We start from the raw sequence: 21,973 nt of genomic DNA, 5'->3' as shown, positions 1-21,973 counted from the left end.
GGCAAACCAATCGCTTTGACGTGCCACCCCCAGCCAGGGGACCGGGCACCGAGCCGAACGTGCATGACCGCACTAGGCCTATTGGCACTCCAGAAGACGCTGCCAGAACTGTAACAACAAATTGTAGAGAACCAGGTTCAGGCATCCGTTGCGCTATTTTGCGCGTTTCTGAAAATACTCATCGTACCGGAAAATATAGTCCTTGTCCGTCAGCGGCAGATGACACGCTCGGCAGGTTGCGTAATCGTCCGGCGCCTTGGTTTTTCCATCACCCATATACATCGCATATACCCAGTCGCCATTCCTGAGTTCCGGCGGTGCACTTTCCCCCCAGCCTGGACCCTTGCCCATTACCCCTATCTTTAACAATTCACCCTTGACAAGTTTCCCATCGGGGCCTTTCAGCAGCGCGCCATCGGCTGCTTCACGCGCCTTGTAAATTTCCATCACGGTAATAGTCCCGTTGGGAAAATCTTCACCCATTTTGGCGCTATGTCCGATGGGGTTGATATATATTTCCCGGACTTGTTTGCTGTCTGTCCGCTGTATATCGGACAAAAATTTCGGCCAGCTCTTGTAATTGGCCGGCACTGACAATTCTCCATCCGCAACTTTCTCGACCTGGGGGGTTGGGGGCCGCTGCGCGCATCCCACCAACGCCGTAACCAGCGCTGCAGTAATAATCCCGCTTGTAATCCGTTTCATTTTATTTTCTCCTATTGTCGAGCGATGCTAAACATTCACCGTAATCGGCCTTGATGACATGCCGCCAGCTTGAGCTGTGAACGATTACCAGGAATTCTTGATCACCCCGGTTCGACTCGAAAAATTACGATGCCGGACCGTGGATTTGACGAGGATAAGCGATGTGTGCCCTCGCGTATACTAACTTCGGAAAGAAGTTGTTGCAAGAGTAGCCAGCAATCAAAATGAATCCCTGAAGGCTGGCCGGAATGACGTTCGCTTACAGGATAAAAGGGTTTTCGGACCATTCCATTGTAGAGGTATATGGCGATGCAAGTGGTATCCCGCACTTCTGCACCCAGCGTTCCGCTGCAGTGATACAAAGCGGGAAAAGCCGCCCGATTCACCGTATCTGTCTGCCATCATAATCCAGGAATCGAATTTTCATGCAATCGCCATACCGTTGTGGCGTAGCAGCGCATCTATTTTCGGCTCGCGCCCCCGGAATGCAATAAAGGATTCCAGCGCTGGACGGCTTCCGCCCACCGCGAGAATTTCATTCCGGAATCGAATGCCCGTATCCCGGTTAATTACCCCTCCAGCGGGGGCTTCCTCAAAGAGGCTGTAAGCATCGGCAGACAATACCTCCGCCCATTTGTAGCTGTAATATCCCGCCGCGTAGCCTCCCCCGAAAATATGCGAAAAGCTGTTGGGAAAACGATTGAACTTCGGTGGAATAATGACTGCAACCTGCTCTCGAATCTCATCCAGCAGTTGCTGTGCCGTTTTCCCGCCATTCGGATCGAAATCGGAATGCAGATGCATATCGAATAGTGCGAATTCGATCTGGCGGAGCATTTGCAGGCCGCTCTGAAAATTTTTAGCCGCCAGCATTTTGTCGAACAACTCGCGGGGGATAGGTTCGCCATCAGGCATCCGTGCTCCACTGGCTGAATCGTCAGAAGCGCGCGATACAGGCCCTACCCGCCGGGTCATGTTATGCAGTACGTCCCATTCCCAGCAAAAGTTCTCCATGAACTGGCTGGGCAGTTCTACCGCGTCCCATTCCACACCGTGAATGCCCGATACCCCCAGGTCTTCCACCTGAGTGAGCAGATGGTGAAGGCCATGTCCAAACTCGTGGAACAGGGTTATCACGTCATCGTGGGTAAACAGCGCCGGACGAGATTCACCATTAATACGAACGGGTGCGGAGAAATTACAGTTGAGGTACGCTACCGGCGTCTGGATGCGATACTCGCCGGTACATTCGGCGCCAATACGGCGTCGGCTGACGGCGTCGTCCATCCAGCCCCCGCCCCGCTTGCCAGGCCGCGCATAGAGGTCCAGATAAAATCGGCCGACCAGGTTTCCTGCGGTATCGGTTATATTGAAAAGCTTTACGTCCGGATGCCATAGCTGAGCATCGGCTGCATCCACTAGAGTAATAACGATGCCATAAAGACTCTCCACCAGCTTGAACATCCCCGGCAGCACACTCGTTTCAGGAAAATATTGCTTCACTTCCTGTTCGGAGAAGGCATAACGCTCAAGGCGCAGTTTTTCGCTCGCATAGGCAATGTCCCATGCCTCGAGCGCTTCCAATTGCAACTTATCGCCGGCGAATTGGCGCAACTCTTTCAGATCCCGCTCAGCATAAGGTCGGGCTTTAGCAGCCAGTTCACCAAGAAAATCCAGTACCTGCTTCGGAGTCGAGGCCATTTTTGCCGCAAGCGAGACCTCGGCATAGCACTCAAATCCAAGCAGTTGCGCTTCCTCCTTGCGCAGTTGAAGCATTCTGGCGATGAGCGGGGTATTATCCAGGTCGGCTGTACCGCCAGCCGGCGGAGCAGGAGCTTCAATCTCGCCAGCCTCAATTTCACTGGCGCGGGTGGAATAGGCGCGGTACATTTTTTCGCGTAGTTTACGGTTGTCCGCGTATTGCATGACGGGAAGATAGGAAGGGGCATGCAGGGTAAATTTCCAGCCGGGAACATTATCCTTCTCCGCAGCCTCTCTTGCCGTTTGCAGCACATCGTCGGGAATGCCGGAAACTTCATCGGCATTCTCCACTTGCAACGCAAAATTATTGGTGGCATCCAGGAGATTATCATTGAATCTGGAGCCGAGCGCCGACAGTTCTTCCTGAATGTGGAGGAACCGCTCCTTTTTTTCCGGCGAGAGTTCCGCTCCGCCCAGCCGGAAATCACGCAAGTCATCCTCGATTATCTTTTTTCGAGCGGGACTCAGATTCTCGAATTCGTTACTGCTGCGGAGTTGTTTGAATTTCCCGAACAGCACCTGGTCCTGAGCCAACTCGGCATAATACTGCGTGATAAGTGGTAGGTTCGCGTTATAAGCCTCGCGTAATTCAGGTGTGTTTTTCACCGCATTCAAGTGCGATACCTGTCCCCATGCACGGGACAGACGCTCGTTTGCATCTGTCATCGGCTGTACGAAATTATCCCAGGCCGGCGTAGATGTATCGTTACGTATCGAATCAAGCATCGCGTGGTTTTCTGCCAGCAACTGTTTTACCGCCGGGGTGATATGTTCGGTTCGAATATCCGCGAAGCGAGGCAGTCCGGAGAAATCAAGCAGAGGATTCATGATATTGATCCAGTAATCGTTCAGATGCGCGGTTCAGTGCGCGGTTCAGATGCGTGATGCCATGGCCATGCCGTGCCGTGAACTGTGGCCTAGCCCTCATGCACGATGTTGCCGGCTACCACAGTATATTTTACCCTGCCTTGCAGTTCCATACCCAGAAAGGGCGTATTCTTGCCCTGGCTTTTGAGGGCTCCTGCTTCCACTATCCAGTATTGATCGGGATCGAAAATGCAAAGATCAGCAGGCGCGCCGGATGACAGATGTCCAGCATCCACACCGAGTATACGAGCGGGTTCCGAGGTAATCCTGCCTAGCGCCGCAATCAGCGGAACCTTCATCTCCGCCGCCCATTTCAATGTAAGCGGGAGCAGCAGTTCCAGACCGGTGGCGCCAGCCTCGGCCTCAGCGAAGGGTAACAACTTGGCGTCTTCGTCTACCGGTGCATGATCGGAGCATATCGCATCTATTGTACCGTGCAGAAGACCGCTCCGTAGCGCATCACGGTCTCCCAGCCCTCGTAATGGAGGAACAAGATGACAATTGGAATCGAAGAAGCCGATGTCCATCTCGGAGAGATGTGTATGATTCACCGCCACATCGCAGGTAATGGGCAATCCTTGCCGTCGGGCTGCCCCGACCATGGCAACACCTTCCGCGCTGGATATCCGGCACAGATGTACCTTGGCCCCTGTTTCCCTCGCCATCAGAATAATATTCGATAGCGCCACGGTTTCCGAGCATACGGGAATCGCAGGCAGGCCCAATCGCGTCGCCACTTCTCCGTCATGCGCCACGCCGCCGTCAGCAAGGTTTACATCCTGCGGACGCAACCATACCGAGAAGCCGAAGGTGGAGGCGTACCGCATCGCTTGCATCATTACTCGGGTGTTGGGAAGCGGCATGTCGGATTGTCCAAAAGCGACGCACCCGGCGTCGCGTAATTCGGCCATTTCCGTCAGCCATTCGCCTTTCAAGCCGCGGGTAAGCGCACCGATGGGGTAGACATGAGCCTGATTGAGATTTCTGGCGCGATGCTTCAGCATTTCCACCAGTCCCGGTTCGTCCAATACAGGGTCGGTATCCGGCGAGCATGCCAAGCTGGTCACTCCCCCGGCCACTGCCGCCGCCATTTCGGATTCGAGCGTGGCCTTATATTCAAGGCCGGGTTCACGCAACCGCGCCGACAGATCAACCAGGCCGGGACAAACTACCATATCCTTTGCATTTATTTTGCGGTCGGCCTGGAAGCCGTCAGGAGGAGCGCCGAGCGCGGCAATTTTCCCCTCCGCGATGAAAACATCCATAATCGTGTCAATACGGTTTTCAGGGTCTATGACACGCCCATTTTCGATGATTATCTTCATGGTGCTCAGCTGCCCGCCAAAATCGACATGACCGCCATCCGGACCGCGATACCAAAGGTCACTTGAGGCAGGATGACCGATTGCTTGCCGTCAGCCACCGCGGAATCGATTTCGACGCCCCGATTCATCGGACCAGGATGCAATACAATAGCGTCGCGCTTCGCTAACGCCAGTTTCTCCTGAGTCAGTCCGTAATACTTGAAGTATTCTTCTGTGCTGGGGAGGCGCGCACTCAGCATGCGCTCATTTTGCAAACGCAGCATCATTAGCACGTCCACATCTTTCAACCCTTGCGTCATGTCATGGTAAACATGTACGCCGAGCCGCTCGACCTTGGCTGGCAGCAAGGTTTTGGGCGCGATCACTCGCACTTCCGGTACGCCGAGAGTGGTGAGGGCATGAATTTGCGAGCGCGCCACACGTGAATGCAGAATGTCCCCGACGATAGCCACTCGCAGATTACGGAAGTCACTCTTGTAGCGGCGGATGGTAAACACATCGAGCAAAGCCTGCGTCGGATGCGCATGGCGGCCGTCTCCCGCATTGATAATATGGATCTCGGGCCGCATATGGCGCGCGATCAGGTGAGCCGCGCCGCTTTGCGAGTGCCGGACCACGAACATGTCGGCATGCATGGCAGAGAGATTATCCACCGTATCCAGCAGCGTCTCACCTTTGGATTGAGATGACGCTGCAATGTTGAGATTGACGACATCGGCCGAGAGCCGTTTTGCCGCGATTTCAAACGTTGTCCGGGTGCGGGTACTGGGTTCGAAGAATAAATTGAATATGGATTTGCCGCGCAGCAAAGGCACCTTTTTAACATCGCGCTCGGTAACCCCGACAAAAGACTCGGCGGTATCGAGTATATGAAGCAAAATGGGGGCAGGCAGTCCCTCGGTCGTGAGGAGGTGTTGCAATTGGCCATTCTTGTTCAGCTGCGGATTGTTACTCATTGTCCCGGCGTTTGTCATACAGGCTCAGGCTTAATTTTCCCTCGGCACTCTTTTCCAGCGCCAGCATTTTATCCGATGGCACGTCGAGCACGGTACCAACGTATTGGGCTGCCATCGGAAGCTCCCTGCCGCCCCGGTCTATCAGCGCGGCGAGGCGAACACTTGCGGGCCGGCCATAGTCGAATAACTCATTGATCGCGGCGCGGATGGTACGCCCGGTGTATAGTACGTCATCCACTAAAACGATATGGCTGCCTTCTACCTTGAATGGGATATCCGAAGGCCTGATCTGGGGATGGAGGCCAATCTGGCCGAAATCATCCCGGTAGAACGAAACATCCAAAGTGCCCAATGGGAGCGAAAGCTGCAAATTCTGGTGCAGCCGTTCCGCCAGCCATACGCCTCCGGTGTAGATGCCTACAAGTGCGGTATTCGGCCCGAGGTCGTGCCGTACCCTTTCAGTCAAGTTGGCCAGTAAATGTTCTGCGTCAGGTAGTTGCATCTCGTCTGTCAAAATAAGTTTGTAATATCAGCTGCGCCGCTATTTGATCCAATACAGGTTTCTGTTTCTTTCCTTTGAGACCTCCTTCCCGCAGCGCTGCACTCGCGTCAACCGAAGTGTATCGTTCATCCACCAACACGGTCTTGATGCCGAAACGGCCTTCCAGGCGCCGGGAAAAACGCCGGCTACGCCGTGTCAATTCGTGCTCCGTGCCATCGGCATGAGTGGGCAGGCCCACTACCAGTAAAACTGGCCGCCACTCTCCAATTAATTGCGCGATGCTTCCGAAGCACTCCTCCGCATTCGCATTACTCACTGTGGCAAGAGGATGCGCCAAGCCTAGTTCCAGCTGCCCGACCGCCACGCCGATGCGCCTGCCACCGAAATCGAACCCCAGAACCGTCGCGGGACGATGCCCGCTGTTCCCGCTGTCAAGGGGCGATTGTCGAGCGACTGAATCATGCCGATCTTGCATGACTGGGATACCTGATTGCTACCGGATCAACGCTGTTTCAAGAATGACCCACTTCATCCGACAGGCTGGAGAAATCGACGCCGAGCGAACGCATCGCCGCCGTCAATCGCTCCTCGACCGGCAATTCAAAGATGATGTTGGGCGATGCGGGTACCGTGAGCCACGCATTCTGAGACAGCTCATGCTCTATCTGACCGGGCGCCCATCCTGAATAACCTAAAGCGACCAGTACTTCCTCCGGGCTCTCCCCGCTTGCCATCGCTCGCAAGATGTCGAGTGAAGTCGTAAGTCCGACTTTATCGTTCACGATCATGGTCGATTGCCACTCCCCAACAGGCTGATGGAGTACGAAGCCGCGATCCAGTTGTATCGGCCCGCCAAACATTACCGGCAATCCCCCTATAGCCTGGTCTTCAGAGGATATATCGAGTTGATCCAGCAGGTCCTTCAGAGTAAGGTCAATGGGCCGATTCACCACGAGGCCTAACGCGCCCTGGTCGCTATGCTCGCATATATACGTTAGCGTCTTGGCAAAGAAAGGATCCGCCATGGCTGGCATGGCGATCAGAAAATGGTGGGTCAAATCGACATTTTGCATGAGTGCGCTGATTGCATGCCGCTACGAGGTATCTCGGGAATCCGAATTTTCAAAAATCCGGTCCGTGGAGTCCCTGCTTTTCGGTTTCATGGCAATATCCTCGCTATTCATATTGAGTATTCCGGACAGGCAGTATGGATCATGCATGCGCGAGACGCCGCTACGGCTATTTCCCGAGATAGCTTTGCTATCATTGTAAAACGAATCCGTTTACATTAGTGGGTTTTGAAATATAGAAGTCGCACAGATCAAAGGAACAACGTCAAAGGAACACCATCTTCATGGTGATATCAGCTGCTCCGAACGGCGATATTTGCCGTTCGCTGCCAATTGGAGGGCTGCGCGCGAAGTTTCGGTTTAGCGGAGGGCATGAATGATTTTCACCGGGATGAATGGTTACAGTCTCAATTCTTACACATGCCATTGAACTGGAGCGCCGCGATTGGGGCTGGTATAGTCGCTGGAGTCGTTGCCACTGGAGCGCAGGTCGTCCTGTGGTGGTCGTTCACTGATGCTCTGCCGGCGATTTTATTCAGAGACGCTCGTTTGGCCGCGGCCATCCTGATGGGCCCGGAGGTTCTACCGCCACCGGCAACGTTCGACTGGCAGGTGATGGCGGCGGCGACCTTCATTCACTTTGCGATTTCAATGGCGTACGGCCTGATTCTGGGTTGGTTGATTTCCCATTTTGGTATGGGCACAGGGTTTTCCTTGCTTGCCGGTTCTATCTACGGATTGACGCTATACGTAATTAATATGTACGGGGTCACGTTCGTTTTCCCCTGGTTCTCGGCGGCTCGTGACTGGATCACGGTAGTGGCGCACGTCGTGTTTGGAATTTCCCTTGCCTGGACATACAAAGCGTTGTCTAAAACTCAGTAGTTCGCATGACGTAAAAGGTTGGAGACAAGCGTGTGAAAGGTTTTTTTTGGATCCGGCTCTATGCCGGGATTCATCTCCGCCGCGGTACATTTGTCGTCGGTTACCTCGGCACGGCAAAAGTGGCAGTAGTTGTCCCAGTCCCTGTTGTAAGCCGGCAGATCCTCCTGCGGGACATTCTGTTTAAAGTATTCGATGATTTCCTGCATCACGGGCAAACGCGCGCAAAGATAGGTATCTATACTTTTAGGCCAGTTGGTAGGCTCGGGATACAGGCCGGAGAGCGTCGAGAGAATAACCGAGCGAAATTCCTCGGCGGCCTCAGCCCGGCGTTTGCGGTGAAACAGCTCATAAATTCCCGTGACAACAATCCCCATGCCGAGCAAAACCAAGGGCCACATGGGTACCTGATTGAAGTATCCTGCTATTTGATCGGTAAATTCATTCATATATTCTTCCCGTTGTCTTGTTTTGCTACAGAACATGCAAGTCCGCAGGTTGCGTTTTCGGTTTTTTCTTCCTTTTTCGTCCGGATGAGAATTCGCGTCGGCTAAACCGGCGTTCAGAAGTAACAAATAAATGTAGTGGGCTGAGCGAAAGGACGGTTCCACCCTTCGGATGAGAATATAGCCATTTAATGATTATAAGCTTTGAGGGATGGGGGTCAATGCTCAATGGATTTCAGCCAGCCGCCTCTCTGTCCCTTTTTCCAGCCAGGAGGTAGGTGCGTCATGCGCGGTGTATGATGCCTTATATTTCCCATGTCTTCTTGCGTAACCCGATATAAGTTTGAAAGGATATCGCGGCATGCGCGGCGAGCCCACGCTGTATTTTGCATCTCTACTTGCAGGACTGCGGTCGGTGTTGAGGTAACACACTTCCTGCGATTAGACCAGGGACGCCGTTGGCAGAATCTGTATTATCGTTGCAGACCCATTCCACACCGTTTTTTGTGGCGAGAACCAGCGTTCTGCCGGTACCTTCGTTCAAAAGTCCCGGGCTCACGCCTTTGTTCCTGAATGTTGCCGTGACCTGAAAACCGTTGGGCAGGATTCTCGGGGTAAGGCTCGCAACATACTTCCCTGTCTTTGTCGTTACAAGACTGTCGAACTCTGTCTCTGTTGGCCATCTTCCCTTATCCGAATAAAATCCGGCGACGGGCGCCTTGACGCTATCCAGAAGATTCATTGCTTCAGTGACTTGTTCCCGCGCTTGAGAATCCTCGTAAAGCTGATATGCAGGTGGGATAGCGATCGTGACCAGAATGCCGATAATGGCAAATATCATCATCATCTCGATCAAGGTCAAGCCCCATTGATCCCGCACCATTCCGATAAAAGTTTTTTGGTTAAAGCTCATACTGTCCATTATTCTCCGTTAAATTATTATTTGATAAGCAGCACAGGAACTGTCGATAGCTGCATGATCCTGTTGGCTACCGAACCCAGCAAGATGCCCCTGACGGCTCCGAGCCCGCGCGGTCCAATGATTATTTGATCAAAACTCATTTCTTCCGCATACCGTATGATCATATCCGCTGGAGTGCCGGCAACGATGTGAAACCGGTAGGCAATACCTGCATGATCCAGCAATTCGCCCGCTGCTCGAAGTTCCTTCCTGCCTTCTTCCTGGTAATACAGGTCGATACTTTCCTTGTCGATAAACATCGGCACATTTCCACGCAGCGGAAATTGGACGTTCAGCAAGTGAATTTCCGGTGTTTCCTTGTACCAGTTGATGAGGTTGATGAACGCGGCAACCGCTCTGTTGGAAGTATCCGAGCCATCCACGGGCAACAGGAATTTCAGCATGTGTTCTCCGGCATATAACGGTTATTTATGGAAGAGGTTATAACGGTTTGTTTATATCATCTGCCAGGTCGACAATAGCGGCCCTTTTTGCCTGAGCCTTCTGTGCAAGCCACTTGCCGGTGATCACAACCACCAGTGCGCCACAGGCGGGGGCGGCCCAATGGAGATAAGCCGCATTGGCATTTACCCATTCTTTGCTGACTGCGTCGGTAATGCTCATATCACCCGCGATCCAGCCGAGCAAGCCTGCGCCTATGAAGATGGTGACGGGAAAATGATCCATGAGCCTCATTACGAGTTTGCTCCCCAGCACAATGACGGGCACGCTCACCACCAGACCGAAAACAACGAGGCCAAGACTGTCCCTGGCGGCACCGGCAATGGCAATGACATTATCGAGGCTCATCACGGCATCGGCAATAATGATAGTCTTGATTGCGCCAACCAATGTTGTGCTTGCGTCAACATTGTGCCCGTTACTTTCCGGCTCGGGCTGAAGCAGCCTGGTGCCGATCCACAACAGTAACAATGCAGCCAGAATTTTCAGGAATGGAATCGCCAGCAGATTGAGAGCAAAGAAAATCAGCACCACCCTCAGGCCAATCGCGCCCAGTACTCCCCAGAAAATCCCGAGATTTCGTTGCTTCTCGGGTAGCCGCCTGCATGCAAGGGCAATAACAACCGCATTGTCACCGCCCAGAACGATATCGATAGCGATGATCTGGAGTACCGCGACCCAGAATTGCGGACTGGAAATGTCCATAAATAATCTCTGCAAGTGAGGTGGCTACGTGTAACGCAGTCAAGAGGTTCAGCCTTGTGCGGCTTCCCTTGGGTGACTGCCTGGCGCTGGATCGCTCTCGGGATTATACCAGCGTCCGCCTCACTCCCTTGCCTTAGCAGCCTGTCGGACTTAAAGGAAATCGGCTGCAAAAGCGTCTGGCTGGTCCATATTTCGCCGCTTTTTCGTCCAATAGAATAACTATTGGCCTTCAAAATCCTCAAAATCTGTCCTCACCCAGTCACTTTTTCGCTTTGATTCTTCAAGTCCGACAGGCTGCTTAGCGCAAATGAACTGCAGAATCTCGGATCTGCGCGGCATTGTATCCTGATATCCCAGTTCGATTAATGCCCGACAGAAGGGTTCTTCAAACAGAACATAGCTCAAAAGCGCCGAGCCATCCCGCCTCATCGCTCCAATGGCGCGATAAAAGAGCCTGATGGTACGCGGTAGCGTGTGAGCATGCTGTGCAGCGATTTTGTTGATTTCGACGCTGGGAGAAATTACCATCGATTCGATCTGGCGTAGCGTCATGTCATTATTTTTTTTCCTCTCGTCCGGGATCATCTGGATGGTCTTGTTGATGCGTTGCAAACGTTCCAGATCGACGTCAAGACTATCGAGAAAAATACTGCCCATAACATGGCCTCCTATCTGAGCCAGTGTGGGATAACTGTCGACCTTCACGCGGTCGGGCTGCGTTTCGGCGGTCCTGCGTACTCCAATCACCAGTACCCGGTCGGCGCCCAAATGCAGTGCGGGGCTGATAGGTGCAAGCTGGCGCATGGAACCGTCACCAAAATATTCGCGATTGATTCTTACCGCGGGAAAAAGAAGAGGGATAGCGGAGGACGCGAGCAGGTGCTCGATCCCGATCGGCGCCGCGATGCCGATACGGCGCTCCCGTTTCCATGGCGCGATATCGTCCACACCCTGATAGAACGTAACCGACTGCCCGGAGGTGTAGCCCCAGGCGGTGATGCCAAGAGCATGCAAAGCGCCTGCCTCGATACTTCTCTGGACGCCATGAAGCGGCAAACTGTCTTCCAGTAGTTGAGCAAGCGGGGAATTGTCCAGGAGGGAAACGACAGTACGCTTTCCCAGGCCTCCCAACAATAGCGACGCTAACCACCGCGCCGCATTTCCGTACGCGCCAACAGGATCGGAGCGATAGGCCTGATTGACGTGCGCATTTTCCCATACTGCCGACAGCTTCCGAACACCTTCCTGAAAATTACGCGCCGAAAGTGCGAGGCTGACGGCATTAAGTGCTCCGGCAGAGGTGCCGCAAATGACTGGAAAGGGATTACGCGCCCTTCTTGGGAGCATGTCGGCGATAGCCTGCAACACGCCCACCTGATAGGCTGCGCGTGCACCGCCGCCGGTCAATATGAGACCAACCTTGGGCGGGGGGGGTGACTGTTTAAACGCATTCAACAGGGTCAATTCCACTCCCGCTTAACCCACGAAAAGTTGAAGGTCGAGTGGGGCAAGAAGTCATTGTGGATCACGGCCCCTGGTTGACACATGAGCTGACAAAAGGAAAGAGGATCTAAAAATGAGCCGTCGACCGCCGGATCAGCTTCAAGCATTCGATAGCACCAGGGCGCTCCTGCAATTTCCCGGCAACATTTCTTTGCAGATTTGTAGCCGACGCCGACCATGCGAATGAGAGTGAAATCCAGAAAACGATAGTCTGGTTCCGTTTACTGGTTTCCTGTCATATTCTCCGGCCTTACCCACTCTTCGAATTGCTCGGCCGTAACGTAACGCGACGCAACGGCTGCGTCTTTCAGTGTTGCACCTTCGCGGTGCGCTTTCTTGGCAATTTCCGCTGCCTTGTCATAGCCGATATAGGGAGCGAGGGCGGTCACCAGCATCAACGAATTACGCATCAGTTCATCAATGTGTTCGACATTTGCGGTTATCCCGGTGGCGCAATTATCGTTGAAGCTCATTATTCCATCCGAAAGCAGGCGAACGCTTTGCAGAAAATTGTGGATGATAAGCGGCTTCATGACGTTGAGCTCAAAATTGCCCATCGACCCGCCAAAGTTGATAGCGACGTCATTACCCATCACCTGGCAGCACAGCATGGCCATCGCCTCCGATTGGGTCGGATTGACTTTTCCGGGCATAATGGAACTACCCGGTTCATTTTCCGGGATTTTCAATTCACCGATGCCGCAGCGGGGTCCGGAGGCCAGCCAGCGGATATCATTTGTAATTTTTATCAAAGAAGCCGCCAGCGTCTTCAGCGCGCCATGGGCATGAACCAGCGCGTCGTTTGCAGCCAGCGCCTCGAATTTATTTGCTGCCGTGACAAACGGCAGACCTGTCGACCTCGACAATTCCGCTGCTGCACGCGCGCCAAATTCAGGATGGGTATTCAGACCTGTACCAACGGCTGTGCCGCCCAGTGCCAGTTCATACAGATGCGGGAGCGATGCCTTGATATGCTCCAGTCCATGGTCCAGTTGGGAAACATAACCGGAGAATTCCTGCCCCAACGTCAGCGGTGTTGCATCCTGCAAATGGGTACGGCCGATTTTGACGATGCCGGAAAACTCATCTGCTTTGGTGGACAACGTCCCTCGCAGCGTCACAATGGCGGGTATTAATTGATGATGAATGGACCGTACCGCTGCGACATGCATCGCTGAAGGAAAAACGTCGTTGGACGATTGCCCTCGGTTCACGTCGTCGTTGGGATGAATTCTGCATTCCACTCCCCGTTTGCCGCCGAGCAGTTCGGAAGCACGGTTCGCCAGCACCTCATTCATATTCATATTGGTCTGGGTCCCCGAACCTGTCTGCCACACCACCAGGGGAAATTCCCCATCATGAGAGCCGGAGATTACCTCATCGGCAGCCTGAATGATGGCAGTGGCGCTATCGGCATGGAGCAGATCCAGATCGCAATTCACCCTCGCCGCCGCACGCTTCACCAGCGCAAGGGCGTGGAGCAATGCGACTGGCATTCGCTCCCCGGAAATTCTGAAATTCCGCAGGGAACGTTGTGTCTGCGCTCCCCACAGGGCGGTAGCAGGTACCTGCACCATACCCATGGTATCCCGTTCTTCCCGGTAGTTCATAGGGACTTTCGGCTAGAAAGACAGATGAGGCAACGCTGGCAAGAAGCGTCAACGCGGAGGCAAAGTTTTACCAATAGAGCAGTACCGGGAACGGAAGACGATTCCATAAGCCGCTGATTGAAGTCTTGGCCGGCTTGTCTACGGTCCCCCAAGACGGGCTTTCGCCATCGGAGGCAATTCGAGCTTGCAGCAGAACTGAGGTTAGCTGTCGCGAGGATTATTACGGGTCTTCCGTAGCGCACGCCAAATGACCAGCATAGCGCGATCAAGTACGCGAGAGAAAAAGCGCGCTGATCAGTTCTCAAGCCGGAAAGAGTCTTCACCCGGCTGGCCGGTCTCGGGGTCAATCCAGCCGGATATACCGATTTCTTCCTCCGCCTGCTCCAGGGTTTCCCCCGGTTCATAGTCTGATTCAGGGGTGTATTCCATATCCTGGATGGCTTCGAGTAAGGTGGGAAAGGGGCCGAAAACCTTGTCGCTCTCCTTTTCATCATGCCAATAAAAACCATCGGGACGTTCGACAATACGCGTGGTGTCGTAATCGCCTGACGTTGGTGGAATCGTATGAGCCATGACTACCTCCACTAGGATTCACAGATACAGATTGAATTAACGTTAATGTTAATCTCGTCCGTAAAATTTTACCAGCGTAAATAATTCGTGTACAGGTAGGTCGCCGGCTATTCATGGATTGATGGTATAGCTCTACGTGCGCGAAGGACCGCAATCACGCTCTGCCCAAATGGATAAACAATTCGCGGGGACGCCAGAGTACTAATGGGAAAAAAACATCTCCGGTTTCCTGACAGAGACCGATTTTTTATATATGCTACTTGCGGACCAGCTTGTTAGCTTCTCAGGTAATAGGCTGTTCCGCAATGTCAACCGCCAAGCTCAAGAGCCCGATCCTGAAAGCGGAAACGGCCAACTGGCAGCCGGGCTGCTGGCTGAAGCGGGTTTAGCTGCGGTTTTTTTTTCTGCTGCTTTCTTCGTCTTTTTCTCAGCTGTAGTTTTAGGCGCGGCCTTTTTCCCTCCAGACTTTGTGGCGCCCGCTTTTTTGGCCGGAGCGGTTTTCTTGGCTGCCGTATCTTTCTTAGATGCTGATTTTTTATCCGAAGCGGCAGATTTCTTCGCAGCTTTTTTCTCTGTTTTTTTCTCTACCTTTTTATCAGCCTTCTTCCCCGCTTTCTTATCACCTTTTTTCTCGGCAGGCTCCTTGGCTACCTTTTTTTTGACGGGAGCTTCTTCCTTGGCCGAGGTTTTTTTCGAGGTCTTTGCCGAAGTTGTTGCAGAAGTTGCCGCCGAAGTTTTTGCCTTGGTTACCGGTTTTTTAGTTGAAGCCGCGATTTTGCTCGCGGCCTTTTTCTCCGTTTCTTTCTCAGTAGGACCCTTGTCCGCCGCCACTTCTTTCGCTGAAACTTCTTTTCTGGCCGCGGGCTTTTTTACAGCTGCGGATTTCTTCACGTCAGGTTTCGTTGCCGCGGATTTCTTGGTAGTTGCCATTTCAACCTCCAGATTAAAGTTACACGGGATATACAACTGCTACGTTTACTACACTTACCGCTACATAAAAGCAATATGGGCAGTGGATAAATAGCGAGCTGTTAGCCCCTGATCAGGCGGTAGCTCGTTTCATGCAGTACAGCTCTCCAGGGCTGCTGCAATATACTCATGAGGGCATAATAATTCCGTGCCGGGAAATTCATGACACAGTACCGCTTCCTGTTATCCATAAGGCTCTTTATTGCCCGTCAACAGAACTCCCGATCATGCGCCATTTTGGCACGTTCTGCACAGAAACAGCACGCGGCAAAACAATCGGACATACTTTTTTTCAAGGGCCCGCGCCGCTTTCCGCACTATCGACCCCGTTGAAGTTCAGTACACGGATTTGTTTTAATCCCAGCTTAGCACACCGCCAGTCTGATACTCGGTAACCCGGGTTTCAAAAAAGTTTTTTTCTTTTTTCAGGTCAACCATTTCAGACATCCATGGAAAAGGGTTGGTGGCTCCAGGATAGAGGATGTCCAGGCCTATCTGCTGGCAGCGGCGATTTGCGATATAACGCAGGTATTCCTTGAACATCGGTGCATTCAATCCAAGAACACCGCGCGGCAACGTATCCTCCGCATAGCGATATTCCAGTTCCACGGCTTTCTGTATCAGCGCACTGATTTCATCGCGGAACGCCTTGGTCCATAAATGCGGATTTTCCATCTTGATCTGATTAACGACATCTATGCCGAAATTGCAGTGCATGGACTCGTCCCGCAGAATGTACTGATACTGCTCCGCTGCGCCCATCATTTTATTCTGCCTTCCGAGCGCCAGGATTTGTATAAAGCCCACATAAAAGAACATGCCTTCCATGATGCAGGCGAACACGATCAGGCTCTTCAGCAGCTTCTGATCGGCCTCAGGCGTACCTGTCTTGAATGCCGGATCGGTAAGTGTATCAATGAACGGAATCAGGAACTCGTCCTTTTCCCGGATTGACGCCACTTCATGATAGGCGTTGAAAATCTCTCCTTCGTCCAATCCAAGCGACTCGACGATATACTGATAAGCATGCGTATGAATCGCTTCTTCGAATGCCTGGCGCAACAGATACTGCCGGCATTCCGGATTGGTGATATGGCGGTAGGTGCCGAGCACGATATTATTGGCCGCCAGCGAGTCAGCGGTGACAAAAAAGCCCAGATTACGTTTGACCAGGCGGCGCTCATCCTCTGTAAGCCCATTGGGGTCTCTCCACAAGGCGATGTCGCGGCTCATGTTGATTTCCTGCGGCATCCAATGGTTTGCACAGGCAGAGAGATATTTTTCCCATGCCCACTTGTACTTGAATGGCACCAGCTGGTTGACATCGGCCTTGCAATTTATGATGCGCTTGTCTTCCACCGATATGCGCCGATTCCTGTCGGCGGTATCATGCTCGTCGCCGTTCTCCGCTTCAGCTCTAGTCATGGTCGCCGGACCAGCGGCTTCCGGACTCAGCCTGGACGCAGCGCCATTCATCCGTGGCGTTTCCGATTGCACTGTTTCGTCCTCAAATGTCAACATGTCCTTCTCCTTTTACTTTTCGATCTTTTGCAAATTATTGGCACGACTCGCACTCGGGATCATCGATGGAACAATATTTCACGTCGGTTGCTGGCGTCGCCCCGATAGAAACTATGTTGCCCTCTGCGGACACGGCGTTCAATGCGCCAGCTTCGACCGTGGATTTTTCCGCCGAAGTTGCACCCAGCGAGCGCAGGTAATAAGTAGTTTTCAAGCCACGCAGCCAAGCCAGTTTATAGGCCTCATCCAGCTTTTTCCCTGAGACGCCCGACATATAGATGTTCAGTGACTGCGCCTGATCGATCCACTTCTGCCGTCGCGACGCCGCTTCGATCAACCACTGCGGTTCCACCTCGAAGGCGGTGGCGTAAAGTCTGCGAATGTCGACCGGCACCCGATCTATCTTCCCCAGGGCGCCGTCGAAATACTTGAGATCAGAAATCATTACCTCGTCCCAGAGTCCCAGTTTTTTCAGGTCGTTTACCAGGTATTCGCCCGCCATGGTGAACTCTCCGGATAAATTGGATTTGACGTAAAGATTCTGAAAGGTGGGTTCGATGCTGGCCGATACCCCGATAATGTTGGAAATGGTCGCGGTCGGCGCAATCGCCAGACAGTTGGAATTACGCATGCCGTGCGTTCCGATGCGCTCGCGCAAGGCATCCCAATCCAGCGTCGCCGACATATCTACCTCGACGTATCCCCCACGCTCTTCACGCAACAGATCGAGCGTATCCTGAGGCAGAATCCCGCGATCCCACAGGCTGCCGCGATAGGAAGCGTAACGGCCGCGCTCCTCGGCCATTTCGGTGGAAGCCCAATACGCCTGGTATGCGACTGCTTCCATGGAGCGATCGGCAAATTCCACGGCCTCTTTCGAAGCGTAGGGGATACGCAGCATATGCAGACAGTCCTGGAAGCCCATAATGCCGAGCCCCACGGGACGATGCTTGAGGTTGGAATTTCGTGCCTTGGGGACGGCATAGAAATTGATATCGATTACATTATCCAGCATGCGCATGGCGATGCTGACAGTGCGTTTCAGTTTGCCTGCGTCAAGCTCTCCCTCGCGGATGTGGGCTGCAAGATTCACCGAACCCAGATTGCACACGGCGATTTCGTGGTCATTGGTATTCAGGGTTATCTCGGTACAGAGATTGGAGCTATGCACTATGCCAATATGGTTTTGCGGCGAACGGACATTGCAGGCGTCCTTGAAAGTGATCCATGGATGTCCGGTTTCAAAAAGCATGCTGAGCATTTTCCGCCATAACTGTTGCGCCGGAATTTTCTTGTGCAGGCTCAGTTCGCCGCGCCTTGTTTTTTCCTCATAGGCAAGATAGGCCTCCTCAAACTGTTTGCCAAACTTGTCATGCAGGTCAGGCACGTCGGAGGGTGAAAAAAGCGTCCATTCACTCCCGTCCATTACGCGTTTCATGAACAGATCGGGAATCCATGTGGCCGTATTCATGTCATGGGTGCGGCGGCGGTCATCGCCAGTGTTTTTACGCAGTTCCAGAAATTCCTCGATATCCAGATGCCATGATTCCAGGTAGGCGCAAACCGCACCTTTGCGCTTGCCGCCCTGATTGACCGCCACCGCGGTATCGGACACTACCTTGAGAAAGGGAACCACACCTTGCGACTTGCCGTTGGTGCCCTTGATGCGCGAGCCCATCGCTCGAACCGGCGTCCAGTCATTGCCGAGTCCCCCCGCATACTTGGCGAGCAGCGCATTTTCCTTGATGGCCTCGTAAATGCCATCCAGGTTATCCGGAACGGTGGTGAGATAACAGGAAGACAGCTGCGAGCGGCGTGTGCCGGAATTAAACAACGTTGGAGTCGAACTCATGAAATCGAAATTTGACAGTACGTGGTAGAACTCGATGGCGCGCGCTTCCCGGTCAATTTCGTTGAGTGCAAGCCCCATTGCCACGCGCATGAAGAATGCCTGCGGCAACTCGATACGGCGATCCTCCACATGCAGGAAATACCGGTCATACAAGGTTTGCAAACCCAGGTAGCCAAATTTGAGGTCGCGGCTGGCATCCAGTGTTTTGGCCAAACGCGGCAGATCGAACTGTGCCAGGCGTTCATCCAGCAACTCGGCATCGATCCCGCGCTTGATGAAATCGGGAAAATACTCTGCGTAGCGTTCCGCCATTTCCTGTTGCAGGATTTCTTCGCCCAACACCTCGAAACGAATGGTATGCAGCAGCAATCGTGCCGTGACATAGCTGTAGGCGGGCTCTTTTTCAATCAATGCACGCGCCGATAAAATAGCCGATTTTCTTACCTCCTCCATCGGCACCCCATCGTACAGGTCCTTCAGCGTGGCCTTGAGTATCAGCGCAGCGTTCACCGCTTCGCCCAAACCCTCGCAGGAAGATTCGATCAGCGTCAGCAGACGCGCCGTATCCAGCGGGGCCTTCCGGCCATTTTCGAGCACATTCAGAATGCTGGCCGGCGCTTCCACCACCCCCATTTCTTTCTGCTTTGCCCGCTTCCGCGCCCGATCCTCGCGGTAAAGCACGTATGCGCGCGCCACGTCATGCTCTCCGGAACGCATCAATGCGAGTTCCACCTGATCCTGGATATCCTCGATATGAAAAGTCCCGCCGGAAGGCTGGCGCCGGATCAATGCGTTCACCACGTCATCGGTCAGTCGTGCCACCACCTCGCGCACCCTTGCTGAAGCCACGCCCTGGCCGCCATTGACCGCAATGAATGCTTTCGTCATGGCAATGGAAATCTTGGCTGGCTCAAACGCGGCCACGGAACCGTTACGGCGAATGATCTTGTATTGGGAATAGCGCGAATCCGGAGTGGAAGGGGCTGAAGAAAACTCGTGACCGGATACTGCCGAGCGATTAGTCTGATCTGTTGCAAGCTGCATGTCGGATTCTCCTCATCTATATCGGAAATCTGCTTTCCCTAGGGTAGAAGCTGGATGTCGTGGATATCGTGTAGACATTGTAAAACCACTATATATAGTATTAAACTTCGGTCTATTTTACTACTACTAGTGCGCTGAGTCCATAGTGCTATATTTTAAGATATGTGTCAAAATTTTTTCTGTCCGATTATCTTTGAGTCATGGAATCGATGAATAAATCCCGAAGAATGCCGCCACTGGTTGATATTAAATAAGCGCCACGGCTTCCATAATGTATCCATAGGCATCCAAATCCCGTTCATCTGTACTACCATGACGAAATTGACAGGCCTATGTTGACCCATCAATGGGTGAAATACTTGTCGTGGACTGGATCAGGCTGCATTCTTCAATAGTCATAGGCTGGCGGGTTGTTGGATAACTGTCAGCACCGGTTTGCTGACGCTTTGCCGTTCAATCGACTTTCACATGGAGGGAAAATGACTACCAAAATTTTCGTGAATCTCCCCGTTAAAAATCTCAATCAGTCTGTGGAGTTTTTTACTAAACTCGGTTTCACGTTCAATCCCCAATTTACGGACGAGACCGCCGCGTGCATGATTGTTGCCGAAGATATATTTGTCATGCTATTGACCGAGGACAAGTTCAAGACTTTTACTCCCAAGGAAATTTGTGACGCAACAAAAAGCACAGAAGTGCTTGTATGCTTATCTTCCGAGAGCCGGGAGAAAGTTGATGAGATGGTTCGCAAGGCGGTCGCCGCCGGTGGAACAACCTATAACCAGCCACAGGATCACGGTTTCATGTATGGGCATGGATTTCAGGACCTGGATGGTCATATATGGGAAATCCTCTTCATGGAGCCCAACGCAATAGACCAGGTAAACCACGGCAAAAAGCAGTGACGCAACAAAAATGGTCCACTCTTCAAGGTGGAGTCAGCGCCAAGCCATATCCGAAGGGTGGGAAACCGAGGAAAAATGATAATCGTGTCTGACCCCTCATATTTTTCTTGTATTGCGGTTGCCTGATTGCTATGGTGAATGCCCAAGGCCCTTTATCGGGTGGGCTCGCGCCCGTCAGCGGGCGCTTCTTGACTCGGCTTGTCAAGTTCCGTCCTGCCAGGCTGATTCATCTGTCTCGACTGCCGCGCCATTTCGAGCGCGTCACGAATCTGCTCGGGCTTCCGGGCGCGTAGCCCTTCCGCCAAAGCGCGGGAGGCATCCATGCGGCGTTCGGCATAATCACGCAGCATTTCCACAGTGGGAGCGGAAGGCAGGGCCGGATTGGGCGGGAGTTGGGAAAGCTGTTCAAAGCTTTCTTCATAACGATCCACAACGGCTGAATCGATGCGTCCTGCCAGTTCATTGAATGAGATTCCACCTCGCTTGCCTTCGTCAAGTATGTTCTGCCAGGTCCGGGTAATCGCGGCATCGTCGCGCAAGAATTCTCCAATCTCCTTGCGTGCCAACACCTCTTCACTCCACCTGTAAGGGCGGTGGGGAACCTGATTGATCAGGACGACTATCGCGAGCGCAAATATGCCGCCCGCGAACAGGCGGGAACGAAAGAATCGACGGGATAAAGGTTCCGTTACATTGGTAGGCGACGCAAATATTATTCCACCCAGTACTCCGGCCGCAAAACCCCCGATATGTGCGGCGTTGTCGATACCGGTAATCAGAAGCCCGAGGACGAGACTGGCAGCCGCAAAGCCTGCTGCTCCCCAGAAAAACCAGCGGAAATCACGTGGATGAAGATTACCGCGTTCGCGCCACATGAATGCCAGCAGCGCGCCATATATGCCGAAAACGGCGCCTGACGCGCCGCCGGAAATGGCTAATCCTTCATGCGCAACGAGCGATAGCAGATTGCCCGCGAGACCGCTTGCGAAATAGATGCAGCCAAAGCGCGTGTGCCCATACATTCGTTCAACCAGTTGGCCGGCATCCCATAGCGCCCAAAGATTCAACGTCAGATGGACAGCGCCGAAGTGGAGGAACATCGCGCTGCCCAGGCGCCACCATTCTCCGTCTTGCGTGGCCGGTCCGAAATTGGCGCCCCAGGCTAGTTGCACACTATTGGATGAGTGCCACAGGCCGGCGCCGCCGGCGAGCATGGCTGCGAAGACCAGCAGATTGACGGCTACCAGCAGTTTAGTAACCGGCACTCCAGGAATGCGCTGATGAAGAAGATCGTGGAGGGACAGCATGGGATGGTGGACTCGGTCTCCTGGAATCATTATCATGCATGAGGATG

General features: G+C 53.1%; 20 protein-coding genes. 2 read left to right on the top strand and 18 right to left on the bottom strand.

All coding sequences use genetic code 11. The annotated features are described in order from the left end of the window. Positions 1-153: 153 nt before the first annotated feature. From BMX66_RS10480 to BMX66_RS10450, 7 genes are all read right to left on the bottom strand, one after another. Positions 154-705: a cytochrome P460 family protein gene (locus BMX66_RS10480; RefSeq protein WP_090881909.1), complete on the bottom strand. Its 552-nt coding sequence runs from the start codon at positions 703-705 to the stop codon at positions 154-156. A 423-nt stretch (positions 706-1,128) separates the two neighbouring features. Continuing rightward, positions 1,129-3,294, bottom strand: a complete 2,166-nt coding sequence (locus BMX66_RS10475) for a M3 family metallopeptidase (RefSeq protein WP_090881907.1) — start codon at positions 3,292-3,294, stop codon at positions 1,129-1,131. Between the two features lie 89 nt (positions 3,295-3,383). Next, the gene (locus BMX66_RS10470) at positions 3,384-4,658 is read right to left on the bottom strand and encodes a dihydroorotase (RefSeq protein WP_090881906.1); all 1,275 of its coding nucleotides are present in this window, start codon (positions 4,656-4,658) and stop codon (positions 3,384-3,386) included. A gap of 5 nt (positions 4,659-4,663) precedes the next feature. After that, positions 4,664-5,614: an aspartate carbamoyltransferase catalytic subunit gene (locus BMX66_RS10465; RefSeq protein WP_090881904.1), complete on the bottom strand. Its 951-nt coding sequence runs from the start codon at positions 5,612-5,614 to the stop codon at positions 4,664-4,666. Beyond that, positions 5,607-6,116, bottom strand: coding sequence for a bifunctional pyr operon transcriptional regulator/uracil phosphoribosyltransferase PyrR (pyrR, locus tag BMX66_RS10460; RefSeq protein WP_090881902.1), 510 nt, complete (start codon positions 6,114-6,116; stop codon positions 5,607-5,609). Before pyrR ends, BMX66_RS10465 begins: the two co-directional genes overlap by 8 nt. Beyond that, positions 6,103-6,591 (bottom strand): Holliday junction resolvase RuvX, encoded by a 489-nt coding sequence (gene ruvX, locus BMX66_RS10455; RefSeq protein WP_090881900.1) that lies wholly within the window; start codon positions 6,589-6,591, stop codon positions 6,103-6,105. Before ruvX ends, pyrR begins: the two co-directional genes overlap by 14 nt. Positions 6,592-6,628: 37 nt before the next feature. Beyond that, positions 6,629-7,189, bottom strand: coding sequence for a YqgE/AlgH family protein (locus BMX66_RS10450; RefSeq protein WP_090881898.1), 561 nt, complete (start codon positions 7,187-7,189; stop codon positions 6,629-6,631). Between the two features lie 369 nt (positions 7,190-7,558). On the opposite strand from BMX66_RS10450, the gene BMX66_RS10440 reads away from it, so the two are divergent. Further along, on the top strand, positions 7,559-8,071 hold the full coding sequence (locus BMX66_RS10440; RefSeq protein ID WP_255398906.1) for a sodium:proline symporter: 513 nt from the start codon (positions 7,559-7,561) through the stop codon (positions 8,069-8,071). On the opposite strand, the gene BMX66_RS10435 is transcribed toward BMX66_RS10440, so the two are convergent. From BMX66_RS10435 to BMX66_RS10390, 10 genes are all read right to left on the bottom strand, one after another. Next, positions 8,065-8,517, bottom strand: a complete 453-nt coding sequence (locus BMX66_RS10435) for a hypothetical protein (protein WP_090881894.1) — start codon at positions 8,515-8,517, stop codon at positions 8,065-8,067. The genes BMX66_RS10440 and BMX66_RS10435 overlap by 7 nt on opposite strands. A 391-nt stretch (positions 8,518-8,908) precedes the next feature. Continuing rightward, on the bottom strand, positions 8,909-9,427 hold the full coding sequence (locus tag BMX66_RS10430; protein ID WP_255398905.1) for a pilin: 519 nt from the start codon (positions 9,425-9,427) through the stop codon (positions 8,909-8,911). A 26-nt stretch (positions 9,428-9,453) separates the two neighbouring features. Next, on the bottom strand, positions 9,454-9,879 hold the full coding sequence (locus tag BMX66_RS10425) for a universal stress protein (RefSeq protein ID WP_090881892.1): 426 nt from the start codon (positions 9,877-9,879) through the stop codon (positions 9,454-9,456). 37 nt (positions 9,880-9,916) lie between these two features. Further along, positions 9,917-10,642 (bottom strand): TerC family protein, encoded by a 726-nt coding sequence (locus tag BMX66_RS10420; RefSeq protein WP_090881890.1) that lies wholly within the window; start codon positions 10,640-10,642, stop codon positions 9,917-9,919. A 219-nt stretch (positions 10,643-10,861) separates the two neighbouring features. After that, a complete protein-coding gene (locus BMX66_RS10415) occupies positions 10,862-12,106 on the bottom strand; it encodes a patatin-like phospholipase family protein (RefSeq protein WP_255398904.1) in 1,245 nt (414 codons plus the stop codon). Positions 12,107-12,366: 260 nt separating this feature from the next. Beyond that, the gene (gene fumC / locus BMX66_RS10410; protein WP_090881888.1) at positions 12,367-13,755 is read right to left on the bottom strand and encodes a class II fumarate hydratase; all 1,389 of its coding nucleotides are present in this window, start codon (positions 13,753-13,755) and stop codon (positions 12,367-12,369) included. 294 nt (positions 13,756-14,049) lie between these two features. Beyond that, a complete protein-coding gene (locus tag BMX66_RS10405) occupies positions 14,050-14,328 on the bottom strand; it encodes a hypothetical protein (protein ID WP_090881886.1) in 279 nt (92 codons plus the stop codon). 321 nt (positions 14,329-14,649) lie between these two features. Further along, a complete protein-coding gene (locus tag BMX66_RS10400) occupies positions 14,650-15,258 on the bottom strand; it encodes a hypothetical protein (RefSeq protein ID WP_090881884.1) in 609 nt (202 codons plus the stop codon). A 393-nt stretch (positions 15,259-15,651) separates the two neighbouring features. Then, complete coding sequence (locus BMX66_RS10395; RefSeq protein WP_090881882.1) at positions 15,652-16,818, bottom strand: ribonucleotide-diphosphate reductase subunit beta; 1,167 nt, start codon at positions 16,816-16,818, stop codon at positions 15,652-15,654. A gap of 34 nt (positions 16,819-16,852) precedes the next feature. Continuing rightward, positions 16,853-19,714, bottom strand: coding sequence for a ribonucleoside-diphosphate reductase subunit alpha (locus tag BMX66_RS10390; RefSeq protein ID WP_090881881.1), 2,862 nt, complete (start codon positions 19,712-19,714; stop codon positions 16,853-16,855). 479 nt (positions 19,715-20,193) lie between these two features. On the opposite strand from BMX66_RS10390, the gene BMX66_RS10385 reads away from it, so the two are divergent. Next, positions 20,194-20,619 (top strand): VOC family protein, encoded by a 426-nt coding sequence (locus BMX66_RS10385; RefSeq protein ID WP_090881878.1) that lies wholly within the window; start codon positions 20,194-20,196, stop codon positions 20,617-20,619. Between the two features lie 152 nt (positions 20,620-20,771). Here the strand turns inward: BMX66_RS10385 and BMX66_RS10380 are convergent, their stop codons facing one another. Next, a complete protein-coding gene (locus BMX66_RS10380; protein ID WP_090881876.1) occupies positions 20,772-21,926 on the bottom strand; it encodes a rhomboid family protein in 1,155 nt (384 codons plus the stop codon). Positions 21,927-21,973: the final 47 nt, after the last annotated feature.

Source organism: Nitrosovibrio sp. Nv6 (genome assembly GCF_900110495.1).
Lineage (GTDB): Bacteria > Pseudomonadota > Gammaproteobacteria > Burkholderiales > Nitrosomonadaceae > Nitrosospira.
This window is presented reverse-complemented; position numbering and strand designations above follow the sequence as displayed.